At 59.4% G+C, this 24,008-nt stretch carries 19 protein-coding genes; 9 read left to right on the forward strand and 10 right to left on the reverse strand.

Annotated elements, in window-relative coordinates:
* Window positions 1-3 precede the first annotated feature (3 nt).
* Window positions 4-627 carry a glutathione S-transferase family protein gene (locus tag ASG68_RS21635; protein ID WP_062581141.1) on the forward strand — a complete coding sequence of 208 codons (624 nt, stop codon included), beginning with the start codon at window positions 4-6 and terminating at the stop codon, window positions 625-627.
* A gap of 36 nt (window positions 628-663) precedes the next feature.
* Window positions 664-1,467, forward strand: a complete 804-nt coding sequence (locus ASG68_RS21640) for a DUF72 domain-containing protein (RefSeq protein WP_062581143.1) — start codon at window positions 664-666, stop codon at window positions 1,465-1,467.
* On the opposite strand, the gene ASG68_RS21645 is transcribed toward ASG68_RS21640, so the two are convergent.
* The gene (locus ASG68_RS21645; protein WP_062581145.1) at window positions 1,468-2,946 is read right to left on the reverse strand and encodes a bifunctional ADP-dependent NAD(P)H-hydrate dehydratase/NAD(P)H-hydrate epimerase; all 1,479 of its coding nucleotides are present in this window, start codon (window positions 2,944-2,946) and stop codon (window positions 1,468-1,470) included.
* 336 nt (window positions 2,947-3,282) lie between these two features.
* Between ASG68_RS21645 and ASG68_RS21650 the strand changes: the two genes are divergently transcribed.
* Entirely contained in the window at window positions 3,283-3,621 is a 339-nt protein-coding gene (locus tag ASG68_RS21650) for a P-II family nitrogen regulator (protein WP_018324798.1), read from the forward strand.
* Window positions 3,622-3,680: 59 nt separating this feature from the next.
* Window positions 3,681-5,090 (forward strand): type I glutamate--ammonia ligase, encoded by a 1,410-nt coding sequence (gene glnA / locus ASG68_RS21655; protein WP_062581146.1) that lies wholly within the window; start codon window positions 3,681-3,683, stop codon window positions 5,088-5,090.
* A 97-nt stretch (window positions 5,091-5,187) separates the two neighbouring features.
* Here the strand turns inward: glnA and ASG68_RS21660 are convergent, their stop codons facing one another.
* Both ASG68_RS21660 and ASG68_RS21665 read right to left on the reverse strand, forming a co-directional pair.
* Window positions 5,188-6,222 carry a TAXI family TRAP transporter solute-binding subunit gene (locus tag ASG68_RS21660; RefSeq protein ID WP_244484304.1) on the reverse strand — a complete coding sequence of 345 codons (1,035 nt, stop codon included), beginning with the start codon at window positions 6,220-6,222 and terminating at the stop codon, window positions 5,188-5,190.
* Window positions 6,223-6,267: 45 nt separating this feature from the next.
* Window positions 6,268-7,335, reverse strand: a complete 1,068-nt coding sequence (locus ASG68_RS21665; protein WP_062602296.1) for a hypothetical protein — start codon at window positions 7,333-7,335, stop codon at window positions 6,268-6,270.
* A 186-nt stretch (window positions 7,336-7,521) separates the two neighbouring features.
* On the opposite strand from ASG68_RS21665, the gene hspQ reads away from it, so the two are divergent.
* Window positions 7,522-7,851, forward strand: a complete 330-nt coding sequence (gene hspQ, locus ASG68_RS21670) for a heat shock protein HspQ (RefSeq protein WP_062581185.1) — start codon at window positions 7,522-7,524, stop codon at window positions 7,849-7,851.
* Between the two features lie 72 nt (window positions 7,852-7,923).
* Here hspQ and ASG68_RS21675 read toward each other — a convergent pair whose 3' ends face one another.
* Complete coding sequence (locus ASG68_RS21675) at window positions 7,924-8,556, reverse strand: invasion associated locus B family protein (protein ID WP_062581151.1); 633 nt, start codon at window positions 8,554-8,556, stop codon at window positions 7,924-7,926.
* A gap of 274 nt (window positions 8,557-8,830) precedes the next feature.
* Between ASG68_RS21675 and ASG68_RS21680 the strand changes: the two genes are divergently transcribed.
* Window positions 8,831-10,645, forward strand: a complete 1,815-nt coding sequence (locus ASG68_RS21680) for an extracellular solute-binding protein (RefSeq protein ID WP_062581152.1) — start codon at window positions 8,831-8,833, stop codon at window positions 10,643-10,645.
* A 100-nt stretch (window positions 10,646-10,745) separates the two neighbouring features.
* A complete protein-coding gene (locus ASG68_RS21685) occupies window positions 10,746-11,411 on the forward strand; it encodes a DsbA family oxidoreductase (RefSeq protein ID WP_062581153.1) in 666 nt (221 codons plus the stop codon).
* A 53-nt stretch (window positions 11,412-11,464) separates the two neighbouring features.
* On the opposite strand, the gene mfd is transcribed toward ASG68_RS21685, so the two are convergent.
* Window positions 11,465-14,971, reverse strand: coding sequence for a transcription-repair coupling factor (gene mfd, locus ASG68_RS21690; protein ID WP_062581156.1), 3,507 nt, complete (start codon window positions 14,969-14,971; stop codon window positions 11,465-11,467).
* Window positions 14,968-15,285, reverse strand: a complete 318-nt coding sequence (locus ASG68_RS21695; RefSeq protein WP_062581157.1) for a succinate dehydrogenase assembly factor 2 — start codon at window positions 15,283-15,285, stop codon at window positions 14,968-14,970. The genes mfd and ASG68_RS21695 overlap by 4 nt, the downstream gene beginning before the upstream one ends.
* A gap of 118 nt (window positions 15,286-15,403) precedes the next feature.
* Between ASG68_RS21695 and recG the strand changes: the two genes are divergently transcribed.
* Window positions 15,404-17,506: an ATP-dependent DNA helicase RecG gene (gene recG / locus ASG68_RS21700; protein ID WP_062610097.1), complete on the forward strand. Its 2,103-nt coding sequence runs from the start codon at window positions 15,404-15,406 to the stop codon at window positions 17,504-17,506.
* On the opposite strand, the gene ASG68_RS21705 is transcribed toward recG, so the two are convergent.
* The 4 genes from ASG68_RS21705 to glmU all read right to left on the reverse strand — a co-directional run bounded on the left by ASG68_RS21705 (window position 17,493) and on the right by glmU (window position 22,071).
* Window positions 17,493-18,206 carry a DUF502 domain-containing protein gene (locus ASG68_RS21705; RefSeq protein ID WP_062581161.1) on the reverse strand — a complete coding sequence of 238 codons (714 nt, stop codon included), beginning with the start codon at window positions 18,204-18,206 and terminating at the stop codon, window positions 17,493-17,495. The two genes, recG and ASG68_RS21705, sit on opposite strands and share 14 nt — an antisense overlap.
* Before the next feature lie 11 nt (window positions 18,207-18,217).
* Complete coding sequence (locus ASG68_RS21710; protein ID WP_062581163.1) at window positions 18,218-18,721, reverse strand: GNAT family N-acetyltransferase; 504 nt, start codon at window positions 18,719-18,721, stop codon at window positions 18,218-18,220.
* On the reverse strand, window positions 18,718-20,544 hold the full coding sequence (glmS, locus tag ASG68_RS21715) for a glutamine--fructose-6-phosphate transaminase (isomerizing) (RefSeq protein ID WP_062581164.1): 1,827 nt from the start codon (window positions 20,542-20,544) through the stop codon (window positions 18,718-18,720). The genes ASG68_RS21710 and glmS overlap by 4 nt, the downstream gene beginning before the upstream one ends.
* A gap of 168 nt (window positions 20,545-20,712) precedes the next feature.
* Window positions 20,713-22,071 carry a bifunctional UDP-N-acetylglucosamine diphosphorylase/glucosamine-1-phosphate N-acetyltransferase GlmU gene (gene glmU / locus ASG68_RS21720; protein ID WP_062581166.1) on the reverse strand — a complete coding sequence of 453 codons (1,359 nt, stop codon included), beginning with the start codon at window positions 22,069-22,071 and terminating at the stop codon, window positions 20,713-20,715.
* Window positions 22,072-22,261: 190 nt separating this feature from the next.
* On the opposite strand from glmU, the gene ASG68_RS21725 reads away from it, so the two are divergent.
* On the forward strand, window positions 22,262-24,007 hold the full coding sequence (locus ASG68_RS21725; protein WP_062581168.1) for a hypothetical protein: 1,746 nt from the start codon (window positions 22,262-22,264) through the stop codon (window positions 24,005-24,007).
* The last annotated feature ends 1 nt before the right edge of the window (window position 24,008 follow it).

A 24,008-nucleotide genomic window follows, 5' to 3' on the forward strand; every position in this document is an offset into this window, starting at 1 on the left:
CGCATGATCCTGATCGGCCAATACGACTCGTCCTATTTGCGCCGTGTCGGCATCGCTCTGCGGCTCTATGGCCTGGCCTTCGAGCACCGGCCCTGGTCGGTGTTCAGCGATGGTGACAAGGTGCAGGCGGTCAACCCGCTGATGCGGGTGCCGACGCTGCTGCTCGACGATGGCGAGGTGGTGGCCGACAGCAATTCGATCCTCGATTTCCTTGATGGCCTGATGCCGGCGGACAAGCGGCTTTTGCCGCAGTCCGGACATGAGCGGCGGCAGATACTGAAGATCATGACCTTTGCCACCGGCTTTGCCGACAAGGGTGTCAGCCTGTTCTATGAACTGCATCTGCATGGGACGCCCTCGGACTATTTTGTCGAGCGTTGCAGGTCGCAGATGCTGACAGTTCTCTCTGCTTTGGAAGCAGAGCGGGCGGCAAGACCGGGAGAATACTGGTTCGGACGCATCACCCACGCGGATATCGCTGTTGCCTGTGCCTGGCGGCATATGAGCGAGGCACATCCCGGTCTCATCGATCCCGCCGCTTATCCAGCGCTCGCAGCCCATTGTGCCCGCATGGAGGCGCTGCCTGTCTTCGTGGAAATTTCACAACCCTTCATCGCGCCGGCGTGAAACGCGCCGCCATCTTGTCTGTCGAGGAGAACTGACATGAGCACATCCGGCACTATCCGTTGCGGCATTGGCGGCTGGACCTTCGATCCCTGGGAGGGAACGTTCTATCCCGACACGCTGGCGAAGAAGCGACAGCTCGAATATGCCAGCAGCCAGTTGAAGGTCATAGAGGTCAACGGCACCTATTACGGCTCGCAAAAGCCGGAGACCTTTGCCAAATGGGCCTCGGAAGTGCCAGATGGTTTCGTCTTTTCGCTCAAGGCCAGCCGGTTTGCGACCAACAAGAAGGTGCTGGCGGATGCCGGGGATTCGATCGAGAAATTCCTCGGCCAGGGCTTGAGCGAACTCGGTGATCATCTCGGACCGATCCTCTGGCAGTTCATGCCAACCAAGAAGTTCGATGCCGATGATTTCGGCGCCTTCCTTGCTCTTCTGCCGGAAAAGCAGGATGGGCTGACGCTGCGCCATGTCGTCGAGGTGCGCCACGATTCCTTCCGCACACCGGAATTTGCGGCCCTGCTCGCCAAGCACAAGGTCGCCGTCGTCTGCGCCGATCATTTCGAATATCCGATGATCGCCGATGTCACCGGCGATTTCGTTTATGCACGTCTTCAGACCGGTAGCGACGATGTCGAGACCTGCTACGACGAAAAACGCCTCAATCTTTGGGCGGATCGGCTGAAAACCTGGGCTAAGGGTGGCGACGTCGCCGAACTCGACCATGCCGACCCGAGCCGCGAGCCGGAGAAGAAGACGCGCGACGTCTTTGCCTTCTTCATCACCGAGGGCAAGGTCAACGCGCCGAATGGCGCGCGCGCTCTGCAGAAACGGGTGGATTGATCAGGCCGGTAGCGGTTCGATTGCCGCGGCCAGCTCTTCCGCCGTCAGCCCCTCGCCGGCTTTCGCTCCCGCCCGGCCGTGGCGCCAGACACCGGCGGCCGCGGCCTCGAAGGCCGGCATGCCCTGCGCCAGATGCGCACCGATAATGCCGCACAGCGTATCGCCGGACCCGGCCGTCGCCAGCCAAGGCGGCGCATTGGTGTTGATTGCGGCGCGGCCATCCGGCGCCGCTATCACCGTGTCTGCGCCCTTATAGACGATAACGCCATGGCTGCGCCGCGCCGCCATCAGCGCCCGATCGACTTTTGACAAGGTTTCGCTACTCTCGATATCCGGAAACAGCCGCGCAAATTCGCCTTCATGCGGCGTCATGACAAGGCGCGTCGGTCCCGTCGCGAAGGCGGTAAACAAGGGTGACGGGTCATCCTTGAAGGCCGTGATGCCATCAGCGTCGAGCACCACGGATCGATCGCGCAGGAGTGCCAGATACTGGCGGGCTTTTTCCAGGTCGCCGAAAGCGGGGCCGAGCACGAAGGCACCGATACGCCTGTCTTCCAGCCAGATCTTGAGATCGGAGGCATCTTCTATATGCCTGAGCATTACAGCGGTCAGGTGAGAAGAATTGGCAGCAAGCGCTGCGGCGCTGGAGGCCAGTGTCACCAGCCCGGCGCCCGCCTTCAGGCCTGCTGCGGCCGAGAGCCGCGCGGCGCCGGTCGCCAAAGCCCCGCCTGAGAAAACCGCCAGGTGACCACGGGTGAACTTATGTGCCGAGGGATCGAGAACATGAGAAAACCCGGCCCATAGATGCGGCCCATTTTCGATCAGACCGCTCGAATGGCTGCGAAGGATACGCGTCGGAATGCCAATATCCACGACCTCCAGATCGCCGCAGAGTGCCCTTCCCGGCAGCAACAGATGGCCCGGCTTGCGGGCCATGAAGGTCACGGTGCGGCTGGCACGGAAACTCTCCCCTAGAACCTGCCCCGTCCGCCCATCGACGCCGGATGGCAAATCGACCGCGATGACGGGAACGCCCCTGGCCTCGATTGTCTGCATCAGCATTGCGACGTCCGTGGGAACCGGACGCGTCAAACCGGCGCCAAAAAACGCGTCGATGACGACGTCACCGGCACGCGGCCTGTAGACACCAAGCGGGTCGACGTCGCCGGACCAGAGTCTGAATGCACGAGCCGCATCCCCTTGCAGTGCCGTGTTGTCGCCCAACGCGTAAACGGCAACATCGCAGCCACTGTTGCAAAGAGCCGTCGCAGCGACATAACCATCACCGCCATTGTTGCCGGGGCCGCAAAGCACAACGAACCGCAAGGCGCCCGGATAATGCCGCAACGCGGCGGCGGACACGGCTGTACCAGCGGCCATCATCAGGGCGAAACTGTCGATGCCGGACCGCGCCGCATCACTGTCAATGTCAGCCATTTCCCGGGGTGTGATGATGGAATGATGTCGATCGAAGCGCATGTCTCAAGATGCCCCGCAGCTTCCCGGGCCACAAGCCCAAAACAGAAGCGAATGTTGTATGTTTTTTATGCATTTGCACATATTTGTCGCTCAATTATCATGCTTAATGAACTCCTACGTTGAGCGACATGCGGACAACTGCGATCAGCGCAGAAAATTTCATAAAAAATAGGCAAAAGGCGCTGCTTATTCGCAAGAAACCGCTATGATCAGTGTCGGTGGAGGAGTTTTCATCCAAAACGGCATCGCATTTGCCATATCTGGCATATAAAATGCATATCGAGGGCGAGCGGGCATGAGCCTGCCATAACGGGAGAAGCGGAGAGACATTTTCTCATGAAAAAGATCGAAGCGATCATAAAGCCTTTCAAGCTTGACGAAGTGAAGGAAGCCCTTCAGGAAGTTGGCCTGCAGGGGATCACCGTCACCGAAGCGAAGGGCTTTGGACGCCAGAAGGGCCACACGGAACTCTACCGTGGGGCGGAATACGTTGTTGATTTTCTCCCGAAGGTGAAAGTCGAAGTCGTGCTGGCAGACGAAAATGCGGAAGCCGTGATCGAGGCAATCCGCAATGCGGCCCAGACCGGACGTATCGGGGACGGAAAGATTTTCGTGTCCAATATCGAAGAGGTCATTCGCATCCGTACTGGTGAGACCGGCATCGACGCCATCTAATCCGCCTGGCCGCCAGGTCCGGGCATACCTCGTCATCTCAAAAGAGGGACTTTCAAAAAATGACGACTGCAAACGATATCCTCAAACAGATCCGGGAAAACGACGTCAAGTTCGTCGATCTGCGCTTCACCGACCCGAAGGGCAAGCTGCATCACGTCACGATGGACGTTGGTGTTGTCGACGAAGATATGTTCGCCGATGGCGTCATGTTCGACGGCTCGTCGATCGGCGGCTGGAAGGCGATCAACGAATCCGACATGGTGCTGATGCCCGACACGGCGACCGTGCACATGGACCCGTTCTTCGCCCAGTCCACGATGGTCATCGTCTGCGACATCCTCGATCCGGTATCCGGCGAAGCCTACAACCGCGACCCGCGCGGCACGGCCAAGAAGGCCGAGGCCTACCTCAAGGCGTCCGGCATCGGCGACACCGTTTATGCCGGCCCGGAACCGGAATTCTTCGTCTTCGACGACGTCAAGTACAAGGCCGACCCGTACAATACGGGCTTCAAGCTGGATTCGTCGGAATTGCCATCGAACGACGATACCGATTACGAGACCGGCAACCTCGGCCATCGTCCGCGCGTCAAGGGCGGCTATTTCCCGGTTCCGCCGGTCGACAGCTGCCAGGACATGCGTTCCGAAATGCTGACGGTGCTTACCGAAATGGGCGTCACCGTCGAGAAGCAGCACCATGAGGTTGCGGCCGCCCAGCACGAACTCGGTGTCAAGTTCGACACGCTGGTTCGCAGCGCCGACAAGGTTCAGATCTACAAGTACGTCGTGCACCAGGTCGCCAATGCCTATGGCAAGACGGCAACTTTCATGCCGAAGCCGATCTTCGGCGACAACGGTTCGGGCATGCACGTGCATCTCTCGATCTGGAAAGACTCCAAGCCGCAGTTCGCAGGCGACGAATATGCCGGCCTGTCCGAGACGTGCCTTTATTTCATCGGGGGCATCATCAAGCATGCCAAGGCGATCAACGCCTTCACCAACCCGACGACGAACTCCTACAAGCGTCTCGTTCCGGGCTATGAAGCACCGGTCCTGCTCGCCTACTCGGCCCGTAACCGCTCTGCATCGTGCCGCATTCCGTTCGGCACGGGTCCGAAGTCGAAGCGTGTCGAAATCCGCTTCCCCGATCCGCTCGGCAACCCGTATCTCGGCTTTGCTGCGATGCTGATGGCCGGCCTCGACGGCATCAAGAACAAGATCCATCCCGGCAAGGCCATGGACAAGGATCTCTACGACCTACCGCCGAAGGAACTGAAGAAGATCCCGACGGTCTCCGGATCGCTGCGCGAAGCACTCGAAAACCTCGATCGGGATCGCAAGTTTCTCACCGCCGGCGGCGTGTTCGACGACGATCAGATCGATGCCTATATCGAACTGAAGATGATCGAAGTCATGCGCTATGAAATGACCCCGCATCCGGTCGAATTCGACATGTACTACTCGGCCTGATCGGCCATGGCGGGTCTCTCAAAGCCCGCCACATCACAAGAAAAAGGCCGGCTTTCTCGCAAAGCCGGCCTTTTTCATTCAATGAAGCTTTCTGCGGCTATTGTTTCTTCAGCCGTTGCTTCAGCAGATTGAGATATTCCTCGTTTCCGTCCGGTTCCTGGCTTGCGGCCTGCGGCGCCTTGCAGGCCGGCTTGTAGTCCAGCGCCATGCCGGCCTTGACGCAGACGCCGACCTGCCATCCCGGCGGCAGCGCCGTCAGGTCGACATCCTTCCATTTCGGATGTCCCGTCGCCTGCAGCTTGTCGAGATTGTTGAGGATAAGGCTCGAAAAATCCGAGACCGCCTTGCAGCTTTCGCGCTGATAGGCATTGCGCTTGACGTCGTAGTCATAGGTCATCATCACCGCCTTTACGGCGATCAGTTCGACCGGATCCTTCTGGAAGGAATAGGTTCCAGCATCGATCCTGGAAGCGGTATAGGTCGCCAGAAGCGGCGCTTCCGTGATCGGCACGAGATGGAACTTGGCGCCATCGATCGGATTGTTCTTGAACAGCGCTGCCGGTGCGCCCGCCACGTAGAAGAGAGCATCGATCTCGCCGGACAGCAGCTTGGGCAGCGCGGCATCCGGATTAAGCGGAACCCGCTCGCCAGTCTTGACCTGCAGAATATCGAGCACCAGCGATGAGGTCAGATAGGTGCCGCTGTCCTTGACGCCAACCGCCACCTTCTTGCCGGCCAGATCCTTCATGCTTGCAACGTCCGACTTGGCGAGGACGTGGATTTCCTCATTGTAAAGCGGGTACATGATACGCACTCCGCGCACCGCTTGCTGAACTTCGGGATCGTTGGCCTCGAAGGTCTTCAGATATTCCAGCACGTCGCTCTGGACGATGCCGAACTGGGTGCTGCGACGGTTGCGCACGCCGACGAAATTTTCCAGCGATCCCGCCGATTCCACCACATTGAGCGTCTGGCCGCAGCTTTTGCCAAGGGCGGCCACATCCCGCCCGATCTGGATATAGGTGCCCTGCGGACCGCCGGTCATGATGTTCTTTTCAAACTCGGCGGCGGCAAGCGGATGGATTGAAAGCGCCGCCAGCGCCATGGCGATACCGAAAGCCTGTCGCAACATCATCTCTCCTTCCAGAATAGCTGCCATCCAACTGGCAGGCGAATGTCAGCAATCACTTTTGAAATCACGCATCAGGTTGCGCATCACGATCAGCGGCACCCGGTCGAACACGCTTTCCAGCGCATCCGTGACGCAGGCGCCGGATGACAGCTTGTCCTTGAGGATACGGGTCTTCTCGTCATCGAGAACGCCGATACCGCGGGTCGAATTCAGAACGTTCTCCACCAGTACCGGATCACGCGGAACAAGACCGTTGTCAACTGCCGGCTCCTCGCCCCTGGCTTCCACTTCATCCTTTGCGGGCGTTTCTGTCTCTCCTGGTGTTTCAGTCTTTGCAGCCGCTGCGTTTTTCGCGATTTCTGCAGCCTGATCAGCCAACTGCTTTTCAAGTTGCTCTACGCGGCTGCGCTCCTCGGCCAGATTCCCCTCTAGCGTCTTGATCTGCACATCACGCGCCAGATCAAGGGCGGACTTGAACGTCGGCGGCTTGTTTTCGGCCTCGGCCGTTTTCTGTTCGAGCGCCTTGCGGGCAGCCACGGCATCCGACGTTGCCTTTTCCACGGAGGCCTTCAAAACGGAAATCTGCTTTTCCAGCGCCAGTTTGGCATTGCCGAGATCCTCAGCCTGTTTCCAGGCATCGCCGGCATCGGATTTTGCCGCGGTCAACTGCTCATTCAATCGGGCAATCGTCTTGGTAAAATCGTCGGCCGCGGATTTCGACGCGGCCTTCTCCGTCGAAAGCAATTTTTCAAGGGCCGCGATATCGGCGTCGCGCTTGTCAAGCAGACGGTTGAGCTTGGGTACTTCGTTGAGCTTCAGATCAGCATAATCCTTTTCCAATTCCTCCGCCCAATTGCCCGAGTTCTTCTTGAGTTCGACCAAGCCCTTGTTGGCGATATCGCGTTCGGCGGTGATTTTCGCCACTTCGTCGTTCAGCGAACGCGCCTGTGTCTTCAGTTCAGCGATTTCCGCCTGCATCGCCTGACGGCCGAACCAGAAATACGTGCCGCCGCCCGCCATGCCAAGACACAAGAGAGCGGCGAGGAGCAGACCCGCTGATGAACCACCGGTGCTCCGCGTCACTTGATTGTTTCGGCCCCATTGGTTGGTCATGCGCGATCCGTCACGGAAGGAATGTTCTACACAGGAGGTACGACGATTTTCCGGACGAGGCAAGCAACGGCGTCCAGACGCCGGACCGGGCCTGTATTCTCAAGCGCGGATTGTGCACACGCTCACACGCTGCCTTGATGTTTGGTGAAAAACCACCATATTTTAAGGTGAAAGGAACCTAACATGATGAAGCAGAGAGATGCAAAATTTCAGATTGGACAGGTTGTTCGCCATCGCGTGTTTCCGTTCCGCGGCGTGATCTTTGACGTCGATCCGGAATATGCCAACACGGAAGAATGGTGGAATGCCATTCCCGCCGAGGTCCGGCCGACAAAGGACCAGCCGTTCTATCACCTGCTCGCGGAAAACGATGAAACGGAATATGTCGCCTACGTATCGGAGCAGAACCTGATTTCGGACGACAGCGGAATGCCGATGCGCCACTCCCAGGTGAATGCATTCTTCGATCCGCAGACAGTCGGACAGTACCGGCCGAAAACGGTCGTTCAACACTGATTATGAGCAGCATGAAACAGAAAGGCCCGGATCGATGTCCGGGCCTTTCCTGTATGGTCGATTGAACTGCGATCAGTTCGCGGTAGCGGCCTTCTGGGCGTCTTCAAGCTTCTTGCGCGCGTCGTCAGCCTTCTTCTGCATTTCTTCCTGCAAAAGGCGCTGGCGCTCCTGCAGCTTCGACTGCTCGATTGGCTCGCCGTCGAACACGCCGGTGAAGCCGTTCAGCGACATCTTGATCGGGTTCGGCGCACGCTGGAAGTTGACGGAGGTGAAGACAACCTCGCCGCCCTTCTTCAGGCTTGCCAGAACTGCGTCGGAGAGCGGAACTTCGGCAACGCACTTGTCCGGCATGCAGATGGCGTAATCGAGCTTGGCGCCCTTGCCGCCGTCGATCTGCATCTGGATGCCCGGGGGTACGAGGCGAGCGGAAGGAACCGACACCTGCAGAACCTTGCGGTTGACCTTGCCCTGAACGCTGATCAGGCCAACGGCCGTGATGAGCTGACCATTGCTGGCGGTCAGGAGGTTCTGAACGATGCAGACATCGTTATCTTCCTGCTTGGTGCAGACCTTGAACCAGCCCTGTGGCGGACGGCCAGCGGCGGCATCCTGCGCAACGGACGCGACGGGCATCGCAGTAGCTGCAACGGCGCCGGCAAATGCGGCAAGCGCAGCCTTTTTGGTGAAGTTCGACTTGAAGATCATAACGATATCCGTCTCCTGAATTCCGGTGTCTGAGCGGTCTCGCGCCACTCGTCATCTATGGTCAGCTGCCCGCTCTCCTGTTGGGCAAATAAGGCAATTGCATGACCCTCGTCTCCGGGAACACCTGTTACAGCGGGTGCGCACGGATATCCAGCCTTTCCTTGACTTTTTGTATTCGCTCGCTCCGGTTTTTTACAGTGTCCGCCGGTTGGAAATGCTGGTCAACGTGATAGTTTGCCGTGATTCACATCAGTCAAGGACGTGGGAGGCGAGTTTGCGCGCATTGTTTTTAGGTCTGGTTTCGCTGCTCGGTACGCTGAGCGTCGGAACAGCCGCACAGGCCGAACCGGTTCACGGCATAGCCATGCATGGCCAGCCCGCCTTGCCAGCCGATTTCAAGAGTTTCCCCTACGTCAACCCGAACGTCAAGAAGGGCGGCAAGATCGCCTATGGCGTCGTCGGCACGTTCGACAGCTTGAACCCGTTCATCCTGAAAAGCATGCGCACCACAGCGCGCGGCATGCTCGACCCGGAATATGGCAACCTCATCTATGATTCGCTGATGCAGCGGTCGCGCGACGAGGCGTTTTCGCTGTATCCGCTGCTCGCCGAAACCGTCGAATGGGACGACGACCGCACCTTCATCCAATTCAACCTGAACCCGAAGGCCAAATGGGCCGATGGACAACCGGTGACGCCGGAAGACGTGATCTTCACCTTCGAGCTCTTCCGCGACAAGGGCCGCGTGCCGTTCAGCACGCGCATGGCAAAGGTAGCAAAGCTGGAGAAAGTCGGCGACCGCAGCGTGCGCTTCACCTTCAACGACGAAGCTGACCGCGAATTTCCGCTGTTGATCGCGATGACGCCGATCCTGCCGAAACACGCGACGGATATGGCGACCTTCGATCAGACATCGCTGAAATTCCCGCTCGGTTCCGGTCCCTATCAGGTTGCCGAGGTCAAGCCGGGCGAACGCATCATCTACAAGCGAAACCCTAACTATTGGGCGAAGGACCTGCCGACCAAGGTCGGGTTCGACAATTACGATCAGGTATCGGTCGAATATTTCCTTCAGGACAATTCGCTGTTCGAAGCGTTCAAGAAGGGCGAAGTCGATATCTATCCGGAAGGCAGCCCGACCAAATGGGCGCGAAGCTATAATTTCCCGGCCGTGCAATCCGGCGCAGTTATCAAGGACGAGTTCACGCCGAAGACGCCGTCCGGCATGCTTGGCTTCGTCTTCAACACCCGCAGGCCGATCTTTGCCGACGCCAAGCTCCGTCAGGGCCTCGCCATGGCCTTCGATTTCGAATGGGTGAACAAGAACCTGTTCGACAACGCCTATACCCGCACCCAGAGCTTCTGGCAGAATTCCAACCTCTCGTACCTCGACACGCCTGCGGACGATCGTGAACTGAGCCTGCTGGGTGACATCCGTAATCGTATCAATCCCAAGGTCCTCGATGGCAGCTATCGCCTGCCAGTGACGGATGCGACAGGCCGGGATCGCAATGTCCTGCGCGAAGCCGTAACGTTGCTGCGTGAGGCCGGTTATTCCATCAAGGACGGCAAGATGCTGGATGCCAAGGGCACGGCGCTGTCGTTCGAAATCATGACGCAAAACGAGGGACAGGAAAAACTCGCGCTTGCCTATCAGCGCTTTCTGGCCGCACTCGGCATCAGTGTCTCCGTGCGGACCGTCGATGATTCCCAGTACCAGCAGCGCAGCCAGTCGTTTGACTATGATGTGATCGTCAAATCCTTCCCCTCTTCCCTGTCACCGGGCATCGAGCAGGTCGGCCGCTGGACATCGGCTGCCCGGGAGCGTCAGGGCAGCGACAATTTCGCCGGTGTTGCCGACAAGGATGTTGATACGCTGATCAACAACATCCTGCAGGCCCGCACGATTGAGGATTTTACAGCCGCCGTTCGCGCTCACGACCGCATGCTGGTGTCGAATTTCTATCTTGTTCCGCTCTACCATATCTCGGCACAGTGGGTGGCACGCCACAAGCATATCGGCCGTCCGGATACCGTACCGCTCTATGGGTATCAATTGCCGGCCTGGTGGGATGAATCTGTGCAGTAATGCCGATTTGAGGTCGGTATACTTTTGGTGACGCATTGAAAGCGGAATCGCCTGCCCTTATGTCGCTGGGCAACCCACCCTCAGCGCAAGGAGCAAGCGCATGGACCATGTGAATATCGATGTTGTTTCTGATGTCGTCTGCCCTTGGTGCTATCTCGGTAAGGCACGCCTCGATCAGGCAATCGCCAATGTCGCCGACGATATCTATGTGACCGTGAACTGGCGGCCTTACCAGCTCAATCCGGACCTGCCGCCGGAAGGCGTCGACCACAAGAAACATCTCGCTGAAAAGCTCGGCGGTCAGGATGCCGTCGATCGTGCGCATGACATGTTGACCAACCTTGGCAAGGAAGACGGCATTGCCTTCGATTTCGATGCAGTCAAGATCAGCCCGAACACGCTCGATGCGCATCGTCTGGTGCGTTGGGCGCTGACCGAAGGCCCCAATGTACAAAGCAAGGTTGCCGGACTGCTGTTCAAGGCCAATTTCGAGGAAGGCCGCAATGTCGGCGATCACGATGTTCTGCTCGACATCGCCCAGAAAGGCGGCCTGGACCGTGCCGTCATTGCGGCGCTTCTCGCATCTGAGGCCGACAACGATGCCGTTTCGGAAGAAATCGACATGGCCCGCGGCATGGGCGTGACCGGTGTTCCCTGCTTCATCATTGACAGCAAATATGCCGTGATGGGCGCGCAGTCGGTCGAGGTGCTGACCGATGCGTTGCGTGACATCGCAAAGATGAAGAATTCTTCGCAGATCAATTGATCGCGGTACCATGACCTCGAAAGCCGCGCCTGATCGGCGCGGCTTTTCGCGTCTCAATCCTTCGCCAATCCTGCCAGTTGCGTCATGATCACGGCGGATCCGGCCAGTCGCTTTTCAGGCGTCGGGAAGTCGCGCTGGAAAAAGATGCTGTGATCGGCGCGGATTTTCGCCAGACTACCCTGTTTCGCGATGAACCCAACGAGGGCAGCGGGATTTGGGAATTCGCGATTGCGGAACTGCACCACGACACCCTTCGGGCCGGCATCGAGTTTTTCCACATTGGCCGTGCGGCAGAGCGACTTGATATAGACAATCTTCAACAGATGCTGCACTTCGATCGGAAGCGGCCCGAAGCGGTCGATCAATTCCGCGCCGAAGGCATCGATTTCGCCGAGTTCCGTGATCTCGCCCAGCCTGCGATAGAGGCCAAGCCGCAGGTGCAGGTCCGGAACATAATCGTCGGGGATCATCACCGGCGTACCAACGGAAATCTGCGGCGACCAGCCGCTGTCGGTAATTTCCTCGTCTCCCTTGAGTTCTGCGACCGCCTCTTCCAGCATCTGTTGATAAAGCTCGAAGCCGACTTCCTTGATATGGCCGGACTGTTCGTCCCCCAGGAGATTGCCGGCGCCGCGAATATCGAGATCGTGGCTGGCAAGCTGGAAACCGGCGCCGAGCGTGTCGAGTGACTGCAGCACCTTCAGGCGGCGCTCGGCCGTGCCCGTCAGCGTCCGGTTGACCGGCAGCGTGAACAGGGCGAAGGCGCGAACCTTCGAACGGCCGACGCGACCGCGCAACTGGTAAAGCTGGGCGAGGCCGAACATGTCGGCTCGGTGAACAATCAAGGTGTTAGCGGCCGGCACATCGAGACCGGATTCAACGATAGTCGTCGATAGCAGCACATCGTAACGCCCTTCGTAAAAGGCGTTCATGATGTCTTCAAGTTCCGTCGCCGGCATCTGGCCATGCGCGATGGCGACCTTCAGTTCCGGAACATCCGATTTTAGGAAATCGTGGATTTCCGAGAGGTCCGCAAGGCGTGGACAGACATAGAAGCTCTGACCGCCACGATAATGCTCGCGCATCAGCGTTTCGCGGATCACCAACGCGTCGAACGGCGAAATGAAGGTACGCACGGCCATGCGATCAACCGGCGGCGTGGTTATCAGCGACAATTCGCGAACACCCGTCAACGCCAACTGCAGCGTGCGCGGGATCGGCGTTGCCGACAGGGTCAGCACGTGCACGTCGGATTTCAGCTCCTTCAGCCGTTCCTTGTGCTTGACGCCGAAATGCTGTTCCTCGTCGATGATCAGCAGTCCGAGATTGGCGAAATTGATCGATGCACCGAGCAGTGCATGCGTGCCGACGACAATATCGGTCTTGCCGTCTGCCACTTCCTTTTTGGTCAGCGCCAGTTCCTTGGAACCGACGAGGCGCGAAGCCTGGTTGATGCGGATCGGCAGCCCACGGAAACGTTCGGTAAAGGACTTGAAATGCTGGCGAGCAAGCAGCGTCGTCGGCACCACGACCGCCACCTGCACGCCGTTCATGGCGGCGATGAACGCCGCACGCAGCGCCACTTCTGTCTTTCCGAAGCCGACGTCACCGCAAACGAGACGGTCCATCGGGCGGCCGGCGCCGAGATCTTCGCGCACGGACTCGATCGAGGTCAGCTGATCCTCGGTCTCATCATAGGGGAAGCGCGCCGCGAATTCGTCATAGAGGCCTTCTGGCGTCGTCAGCACCGGCGCATGCCGCGTCAGGCGTTCGGCCGCGATCCGAATAAGACCGCCGGCCATATCCAGCAGGCGTTTCTTCAGCTTTGCCTTGCGCGCCTGCCAGGCGACACCGCCGAGCTTGTCGAGAATGGCATCGCTGCCCTCGGAGCCATAACGGGACAGGAGTTCGATATTTTCGACGGGCAGGAAAAGCTTGGCTTCGTCAGCATAGACGAGTTCAAGGCAGGCATGCGGCGCGCCGGCGGCCTCAATGGTCCGTAGGCCGATGAACCGGCCGATACCGTGTTCGGCATGGACGACAATGCTGCCCTCGTCGAGGCCGGCGACCTCGGCGATAAAGTCCGCACCCCGTTTGCGGCGTTTGGCACGGCGCACCATGCGGTCGCCGAGAATGTCCTGCTCACCGATCACGACGAGATTGCCGGTCTCGAACCCGCTTTCGAGGCTGAGAACGCCGGAAGCCGCCTCCCCGGCCTTCAGGCCATAAACCTCCGCAAGGGTTTTCACCGGCTTGATATTGCCAAGTCCGTGCTCGGTCAGCACCTGCAGCAGGCGGTCGAGAGATCCTTCCGACCAGGCTGAAATCAACACCTTGGCGCCCTTGGAACGCCGTTCGGCGATGTATTTGACGGCAAGGTCAAAGACATTGACGCGCTCGGCATCACTGGTCGATTCCGTGGAATTCTTTGCCCAGCGCACGCCAATCCGCGCATCGATCGAGACGACCTGCCGTGCTTCGCCTTCGTGCTCGCTGAACGGCGACAGGCGCACAGCATGACGCGATGCAAGTGCCGCGCCGAATTCTTCCGCGTTCAGATAGAGCCTGTCGGGCGGAACAGGCTTATAGGGTGTTCCCTGCGAAATCTGGGATTTGCCCGGAGATGCCGACGATTGACGGGCCTCGTAATAATCTTGAACCAGCTTGGCGCGTTCAGCCGCCGCTTCGCGGACGACATGGTCCGTGACGATATGAAAGCCGGCGAGATAATCGAAGACCGTATCGAGCCGATCATAGAACAGTGGCAGCCAGTGTTCCATGCCGGCATAGCGCCGCCCTTCGGACACGGCCTGATAAAGTGCGTCATCGCGGGTCGCCGCGCCAAACATCGACAGATATTGGGTGCGAAAATGGCTGATCGTTTCCGGCGTCAACGAGACTTCGCTCATCGGATTGAGATCGAGCGAGCGAGCCTGCCCCGTCGTGCGCTGGCTGGCCGGATCGAAGGAGCGGATGCTTTCGAGCGTATCACCGAAGAAATCGAGGCGAACCGGCTCATCGCTACCCGGAACAAAGACATCGAGGATGCCGCCGCGAACCGCAAACTCTCCGACCTCGCGAACTGTAGCGACGCGCTCGAAGCCGTTGCGGCCGAGGCGGGCGGCGACATCATCCATCCTGATCGTCGCGCCGGGACGAGCCGAGAAAGCGAGGCTTTCGATGATCTCTTGCGGCGCGATCTTTTGAAGCGCGGCGTTGACGGTGACCAGCACGATCGCCGGATGCGGCTTCTTGGCATGCGCGATCAGCCCGCTGAGCGTCGAAAGGCGCCGCGCGGATGTGTCGGCACTCGGCGAGACGCGATCATAGGGAAGGCAGTCCCAGCCAGGCAGCGTCAGCACCGGAATATCCGGCGCGACGAACCCCAGCATCTGTTCGATATCGGCAATGCGCTGGCCGTCCGACAGGATATAGGCCACCGGCCCATTGGTGCGCGCGAGCTCGGCCAGAATGAGCGGCTCGACACCGGCAGGCACCGGACCGATTGTCAACTCGCGGCTGGCGCGGGCGACTGTCTTGGGATCAAATCCTGATATCATCGGACGCTCTTGTCCTTGTCTACAAAGAGCACGTCAAAATCCGGACGGTAGGACACAAGGCGGTCAAACAACGGCGTACGATAGCGCTCGGGGACAGGCTGTGATCCGAGCACCCATTTCAACAGGTCGGTGTCTTCCTCGGCCATGATCGTTTCGAGCTCATCGAGATCGGCGTCGGGCAGATCGGCAAGCTCGTTATCGGCAAACTGACCAAACACCAGGTCCATCTCCCGGACTCCCCGGTGCCAGGCGCGAAACAGAATCCGCCTGCGGCGCGGGTCGAGATCGGCGCTCGTGCGTGTGATGCCCGTCATCAGAAGTCCTTCCTGCCACCGCATAGGCCAAGGCGGCGCTTTGTCATGGCTCTATAAACACTGAAAAGATAAATGTCAGCCTTGCCAAAGACCTAATCCTCGTTTCAGTCTGCGCGCCATGCGCCCGGCCCTTCTCGATCCGCTCTTTGCTCCGCTCAATTCGCTTCCCGGCACCGGCCCAAAGGCGGGCGAACTCTATGCACGTTTACTCGGCCGCGAGACCATCGACGATTGCCGGGTCCTCGATCTGGTCTTTCATGCGCCGCATTCCATCGTCGATCGCCGCCACCAACCGGGAATCGCCCGCTCGCCGCAGGGTGTCATCGTCACGATCACCGGGCGCGTGGATCGACATCAGCCAGCCCCGCCACGGACCAACCAGCCCTATCGTGTCTTCCTGCACGACGACACCGGCGAACTGGCGCTGACCTTTTTCCGGGTCAAAGGTAACTGGCTGGAAAAGGCGCTTCCGATCGATGAGACCGTAACCGTCAGCGGCAAGGTCGATTGGTTCAACGGCCGCCCGTCCATGGTCCATCCGGATTACATGGTGCGCGCAGCGGAAGGTGAAAATCTGCAGCTGGTCGAGCCCGTTTACCCGCTGACGGCCGGTCTGTCGGCGCGTATCCTGCGAAAGGCCGTCGAGGCAGCGCTGACCCGTGTTCCGGAATTTCCGGAATGGATCGATGAAACGCTGATGCGCAAGCAAAGCTTTACCTCCGTTCACGACTGCTTTCTCGCGCTCCACGATCCGCGCGACGAGACCGATATCGATCCGCAAGCGCCGGCACGGCGCAGGCTCGCCTATGACGAGTTCCTGGCCGGGCAGCTTTCCCTCTCGCTGGTGCGCCAGCGACTGCGCAAGGTGGCCGGCACGCCGGTCCATGCTACGGGAGAATTGAGCAGACCGGTCCTGGCCGCCCTGCCCTTTTCCCTGACCGGCAGCCAGACAACGGCGATCGCGGACGTGCTGAAGGACATGGCAGGAGACGAGCGCATGCTGCGGCTTCTGCAGGGTGACGTCGGCTCGGGAAAGACGGCGGTGGCGCTGATGTCGATGCTGGCGGCTGTCGAGGCCGGCGGCCAGGCCGTGCTGATGGCGCCGACGGAAATCCTGGCCCGGCAGCACTTCGCCACTCTTTCGAAGATGGCTGCACCTGCCGGGATCACCATCGATGTCCTGACCGGGCGCACGAAGGGCCGTGAGCGCGAGGCTATCCTCGAACGGATCGCATCCGGCGAAACCCGGATCGTCATCGGCACGCATGCGCTGTTTCAGGATACGGTCGTCTACAGCAACCTCCTGCTCGCCGTCGTCGACGAGCAGCACCGGTTCGGCGTGCACCAGCGCCTGCGGCTGACGGCCAAGGGTATTTCACCCCACATGCTGGTGATGACGGCAACGCCGATCCCCCGCACGCTGGTCTTGGCCGCCTTCGGCGACATGGACGTGTCGAAACTCACGGAGAAACCGGCGGGCCGCAAGCCGATCCAGACGGTGACCATCCCGACAGAGCGCACCGGCGATATCGTCGCGCGCCTGCGCACAGCCTTGGCCGAAGGCAAGAAGGCCTACTGGATCTGCCCGTTGGTGGAGGAGTCCGATGTATCCGAACTGATGTCGGTGGACGAACGTTTCCAGGTCCTCGTTAAAGAGTTCGGCCCCAAGGTCGGCCTCGTCCACGGGCGAATGAACGGCGCGGAAAAAGATGCCGTGATGCTCGCCTTCAAGAATGGCGAGATCCGTCTGCTTGTCGCAACGACCGTCGTCGAGGTCGGCGTCGACGTGCCCGATGCGACGATCATGGTTATCGAGCATGCGGAGCGGTTCGGACTTGCCCAATTGCACCAGCTTCGCGGCCGCGTCGGCCGTGGAGACGAGGCTTCGACCTGCATTCTGCTCTACAAGGGACCGCTCAGCGAAAACGGCCGGGCGCGTCTGTCAATCCTGCGGGACACCGAGGATGGCTTCCTGATTGCAGAGGAAGATTTGAAATTGCGTGGTGAAGGCGAATTGCTGGGCACGCGGCAGTCGGGCACGCCCGGGTTTCGCATCGCCTCGCTCGAGGCGCATGGCGATCTCCTGGAGATCGCCCGCAAGGCTGCAGCCTATATCATCGACCGCGATCCGGACCTGACCTCGCCTCGGGGCGAGGCACTCAGAACGCTGCTTTATCTTCACCGCCGGGACGAGGCGATCCGGTTTCTCAGGGCCGGCTGATGGCCGGCTCCTGTTTCGAACTGGCGATCACCGGATCCGCTTGCGCTACCTGTTTCGGCTTGTAGTCAGGTGCGATCAAACCGCCGGAAATCAGAAGCTTGGCGCCTTCTTCCGGTGTCATGTCGAGCGGCACGATCTTACTGCGCGGCACGAACATCAGAAACCCGGCGGTCGGAACCGGCGTTGGCGGCAGGAATACCGCCACCATCTCTTCGCCATCCTTGTTCAATTTCGCGGCAATCTCGCCCTGCGCATCGCCGGCAATGAAAACCAGAGCCCATACTCCGGGGCTTGGAAACTCTATCAGCCCGCATTTCTTGAACGACGTGGATTGTTCACGCAGCACGGTCTCGAAAATCTGCTTCAGGCTCTTGTAGATCGTGCGCACCAGCGGCATGCGCTGCAAAATCGATTCACCGAAACTGACGACCGACCGCCCGATCAGGTTTCGCCCCAGGAAACCCACCAGCGTGATAAATACAAGCGCTATGAGAAGGCCGGTGCCCGGAATTGCGATGTTGAAATAATATTCGGGGTTGTAGCGCTGCGGAACATAGGGCGTGACCCAGCTATCCGCCCAGTCGATGAACGTGAAGGTCAGCCAGATCGTGATGGCGAGCGGCGCACAGATGATAAGGCCGGTCAGGAAGTTGTTTCGAACGCGCCCGGCAAAGGATATTCTTTCAGGGCTTTCGTTCATTCGGCCGTCCGTTATGCTGCAGCGCCGTAAAACGCTTTGTGGTACTGCACAATGCCGGATGCCAGAGAGCCACGCAAGGCCAGCGCCAGGAAATACTCCGGCGGCGGACCAGGAAACGTCAAGGCGTCGTGATGCCGAAATCCGAAGCGGCCGTAGTATCCGGGATCGCCCAGAAGCACGCAGCCATTCGCGCCGGCTTTCCGCAACTGATCGAGGCCGGCCTTGACAAGCGTTGTTCCGATTCCGCCTTTCTGACGACCGGGATCGACGGAAACCGGCCCCAGTCCGAACCAATTCTGCGCTCCATCCGCAATCTCAACCGGCGAGAAGGTGACATGACCGACAACGACACCGTCGATTTCGGCCACGAGGGAGACCGTCAACGCGCCATCGGAACGGAGCCGATCGACAATCTCCGCCTCCGTGCCGTCGCTGTAGGGTACGCCGGCGAAGGCGGCATTCGTCAGGACGCGGATCGCCGTGATATCGTCCGCTGTCTCCGGACGAATGATCACTCCACCGTCACCGATTTTGCCAGATTACGCGGCTGGTCGACGTCGGTGCCCATGAAGACGGCGGTGTGATAGGCGAGCAACTGGATCGGCAGCGAGAAGATCATCGGCGCGATGATTTCGTCGACATTCGGCAGAACGATTGTGCTCATCGTTTCCAGCTTGGAGGCTGCCGCCCCCTTCTCGTCGGTGATGAAGATGATGCGTCCGCCGCGGGCCGCGACTTCCTGCATGTTGGAAACGGTCTTTTCGAAGAAGCGGTCATGCGGCGCGATGACAATGACCGGCATGTTTTCGTCGATCAGCGCGATCGGGCCGTGCTTCAGTTCACCTGCGGCATAGCCTTCTGCATGAATGTAGGAGATTTCCTTGAGCTTCAGCGCGCCTTCCATCGCCAGCGGATAGCTGGTGCCACGGCCGAGATAGAGCACGTCCTTGCATTTCGACAGTTCGCGCGACAGGCTTTCGATCGCCGGCTGGATGCTGTTCAGCACCTTGCCCATGATGCGCGGCATTTCAGCGAGATGGCGGACAAGTTCCTTTTCCTCGGCTTCGGAGATCGTGCCGCGTGCGCGGCCGGCACCGATAGCCAGCGATGCCAGAACCGACAGCTGGCAGGTGAAAGCCTTGGTGGAGGCGACGCCGATTTCGGGGCCAGCCATGATCGGGAAGATCGCGTCCGATTCCCGCGCAATCGTCGATTCCTTGACGTTGACAACAGCGCCGATCTTCAGGCCGTTTTCCTTGCAGTAGCGCAGCGAGGCCAGCGTATCGGCGGTTTCACCGGACTGCGAAATAAACAAGGCCGCCGATTGCGACGAGAGCGGGATGTCGCGATAGCGGAATTCCGACGCCACATCGATCTCGACCGGCAGACGGGCATAACGCTCGAACCAGTATTTGCCGACGAGGCCAGCGAGATAGGCCGTACCGCAGGCGGAAATCGCAAGGCTCGGCACCTTGGCGAAATCAATCTCCGCGGCAATGGGATTGACGCGGTTACCAATGAAATCGATGTAGTGCCCGAGCGCGTGGGAAATGACTTCCGGCTGCTCGTAGATTTCCTTTTCCATGAAATGGCGGTGGTTACCCTTGTCGACCATATAGGCGGTCGCAACAGACACCTGGCGCGGACGTTTTACAGGTCGGCCGTCGTGGTCGAGGATCTCGATGCTGCCGGCGGTCAGGATGGCCCAGTCACCGTCGATCAGATAGGTGATCTCATTGGTGAAGGGCGACAGCGCGATGGCATCCGAACCCAGGAACATTTCGCCCTTGCCGAAACCGACGGCCAAAGGTGGGCCGCTGCGGGCTGCCATGATCGTGTCCGGCGCGTCCTGGAACATCACCGCCAAGGCATAGGCACCGGTGACGCGACGAAGCATGGCCTGCATGGCCTCGCGCTGGCTCAGTCCATCGCGGATCAGCTTGGCAAGCAGCTGCGCGACGACTTCCGTATCCGTCTGTGTCTTGAAGACCGCTCCTGCGGCTGCCAACTCATCCTTGATTTCGGAGAAATTCTCGATGATGCCGTTGTGGACGACGGCAACGCCATCGGTGAAATGCGGATGGGCATTGTTTTCGGTCGGCGCCCCATGCGTCGCCCAGCGCGTATGGGCAATGCCAATCGTGCCCGCCAGCGGCTCGGCACGCAGCTTAGCCTCTAGATTGACGAGTTTGCCCTCGGCACGACGGCGCTCCAGCACGCCGTCCCGGATCGTCGCGACGCCGGCGGAATCGTAACCGCGATATTCCAGCCGCTTCAAGGCATCGACAAGACGTTCCGAAACAGGCTGATTTCCGACGATACCAACGATGCCGCACATATCTGTTCTTCTCCGCAATTTGCTCTTGAAAATGGGCGCCCGGGTTCACGCGGTCGCCGCTCAAAGTTGATGTTTCAGACGCCGCCTTGGTAGCGAATTCCGCAAAATTCGCAATCAGCCGCAAGCTCACTTTCGGTTTCAGGTTTTAACCTGCGCAGGCCCACAGGCTCACTTCTTCTGTTTATCCGCTTTTTCCGCCTGATAGCGCTCGCGCAGCGTTTTCGCACGCCCCTGCTTCATTTCCTGTCGCGCGCGGCCGAAGGCCAGTGCATCATGCGGGACATCCTTGCTGATCACGCTACCGGATGCGACGAGGGCACCGTCGCCCACCGTAACGGGAGCGACCAGCGACGAGTTGGAGCCGATGAAAGCATTGGCACCGATGCGGGTGATATGCTTGTTGAAGCCGTCGTAATTGCAGGTGATCGTGCCCGCGCCGATATTGGTTTTCGCGCCGATGAACGCGTCACCGATATAGGTCAGGTGGTTGACCTTGGCGCCAGCGCCGATCTCCGCCTTCTTGATTTCACAGAAATTGCCGACCTTGGAATCCGGACCGAGATTGGCGCCGGGCCTCAGGCGCGCATAAGGACCGACAGTGGCACCGGCGCTCACATGGGCGCCTTCGAGATGCGAGAACGCGTGAATGATCGCCCCGCTTTCGACGGTTACGCCCGGACCAAACACGACATTCGGCTCGATCAGTACGTCCTGTTCCAGCTTTGTGTCGAATGCGAGGAAAACCGTTTCCGGCGCGATCATCGAGACGCCGGACACCATCAACTCATGGCGGCGGCGCTTCTGCCAGATGGCTTCGATCGCGGCCAGTTCGGCGCGATTGTTGCATCCCATCAGTTCGGTTTCAGGTGCTTCGACGGCAATCGCCTTGCCGCCCAGATCCCGGACGATCTCGACGACATCGGTCAGGTAATATTCACCTTTCACATTGGCATTGCCGATCCTGCCGAGCAGATCGAGCGCCTTGGCGCCGTTGATGGCCATCAGGCCACCGTTGCAATAGGTGATCTTCTTTTCGTCCTCGGACGCATCCTTCTGTTCGCGAATGGCGAGAAGTTGGCCATCTTTGACGATCAGACGTCCGTAGCCTGTCGGGTCGGCCGTCTCAAAACCGATCACGACGACGTCGTTGCCATCTGCCAGCCCTTGGCGGGCGGCCATCAGGGGGGCAGCGGTAATCAGGGGGGTATCGCCAAAGACGACGAGGACGTCGTCATACCCCTTGGCGATCGCATCCTTTGCGGCGAGGACGGCGTGGCCGGTGCCGAGCCGCTCGGTCTGGATGAAACTCGTAAGGCCGATATCGTCGCGGGAAGCGGCTGCCTTGACCAGATCGGCATCGCGCCCGAGCACGAGGGCCGCCGACGAAATCGAGGCGTTGACCAGAGATTCCACGACATGGGCAATCATCGGGCGTCCTGCGACCGGATGCAGGACCTTCGACATGGACGACTTCATCCGTGTACTTTCCCCTGCGGCCAAGATGATCGCCAGACATGTGCGCTGCATTCGAATTCTCCGTCAGATTGGCTTGCCGAAGCGTCGCTCCGGCACGATTCTGCCTCGTACATAGCAGGAAGACAGGGCAAGGAACATAATCCGGGCATTGGATGCAAAATGTTAACTCGGTTAAAACCCGATCCTGTCATAAGCGGATATCACCGTTTTGACGGCTGCTCTGGCCAGAAATGACAGGAATATGCAGGCTTCGACAGAAACAGTGCTTTCCGGCAGGCAGAAAGGCGCGGCCATGATGGCGCTGCGCCAGCCGCTGATCCCGTTCGCCTTGCTGCTTGCCTGCCTGCCATTCGCGCTGATTGTCACGCTCGCCATGCCCATCGGGCCGATGTATTGGGATCATTACATCTATCTGGACGCTGCCAATCGCATTTCCGATGGACAGATTCCGTCAGTTGATTTCTTCGCACCTGTCGGCGCGCTCGGCTATTACCTTTTCGCCCTTTGGCAAAAGGTATTTCCGAACGGCTCCCCGCTCCTTCTGTCGAGTTGGTCGCTGCTGACGGTCACGGCGCCGCTGATGGCACTGGTGATTGCGGATGTCCAGAAGCGTTCGGTGGCTATGGCCTACGGACTTTTGCTGCCGTTCCTTCTCTTCTCGATCCTGCCTTTCAACACCGGCGAGTTTTACCCCTATCCGGGCTCGGACGGTTTCGGCATCTACAACAGGCAAATCTGCCAGCTGCTCTACGTTCTGGCTGCCGCACTTGTCTTTGTACGCGGTTGGAAGACGCTGGCGACAGTGCTTGCGCTTTCCATGCTCGGCCTCCTGTTCGTCAAGGTCACCGGCGTCGTCTCCGGCGTCCTACTCTGCCTCATGGCATTTGCGGCCGGGCGATTGCCGCTTCGCTCTGCCATCGCTTCCGGCCTGATTTTCTTTGCCATCATTGGCATCGTCGAGGTTTCGTCCGGGATTGTGTCCGCTTATGTCGATGACATCCTGGCGCTCGTTATTCTGAATGACACGAGCCTGCTGCCACGCTTGCTGCAAGCCGCATCGCTTAATTTCGGAATTGTTCTGGCCTGTGGGACTCTCTGCCTGACGCTGCTTGGCAGTAACATCACCACCTTTCTGCAAAAGTCGCAGGCGCTCGTCGCGAAGCCCGGATTTTCTGCCTTTGGTAAATTCGCAGACCAGCCTTTTTTCTGGCTTGGCAGTTTTGTGCTGGCGGGCCTCCTGTTCGAAAGCCAGAACACCGGCAGCCAGGCGTTCATCTTCCTTTGGCCATTGCTGCTGGCGATCATGATCGACACGTTGGAGCGCAAAGGCCCCTCGCCAGCCTTTGCCGTCGTCGCGGTCCTCGCCCTGGGTGCCGCTCTGCCGTCCACGGCTATCGTTGCTCAAAAGGCCGCACGTGCCTGGATCGGCTCAGTCAACAATACCCCGATTGAATCCCACAACCTGAAAACCATGGGTGCCGTCAGTATCCGGAATATTCTGGAGTTGCGTGCGCAGCGTATTCGTCAAAGTTACATCGAAGACCGGCCAACCTATGAAGCCATTGCAAAGGCCGGCGAACTGCCCTCCTTCCTGCTCTACAGCGATTTCGAGTTTCAGTCGCTGTGGCTGGAAACGACCGATCAGGCAGTCTCGGCGCTCCATGCGTTCGAAGCCGATCGCAAGGTGCGATTCGAGACGATCATGGCGATTGATTTCACCAACCCGTTCCCCTGGCTAATGGATCGGCATGCGCCGAAGTATATCGCCATCGGGGCCGACCCCTACCGCGCCGTTCCCGCGCCGGGCGAACGTGTCAACGAGGCCATCTCGACGGTCGACGTCGCCCTGTACCCGACCTGCCCGCCGACCACCGCAAGATTGAAACTGTTGAGCCTCTACGAACCGGCGCTCACCAAGAATCACAGCCGGATCACGTTGACCCCGTGTTTCGACGCCTTCGTGCGCAGGGATTTCCTGCCTCAATAAA

Source organism: Rhizobium sp. Leaf453 (genome assembly GCF_001425605.1).
Classification (GTDB): Bacteria; Pseudomonadota; Alphaproteobacteria; order Rhizobiales; family Rhizobiaceae; genus Pararhizobium.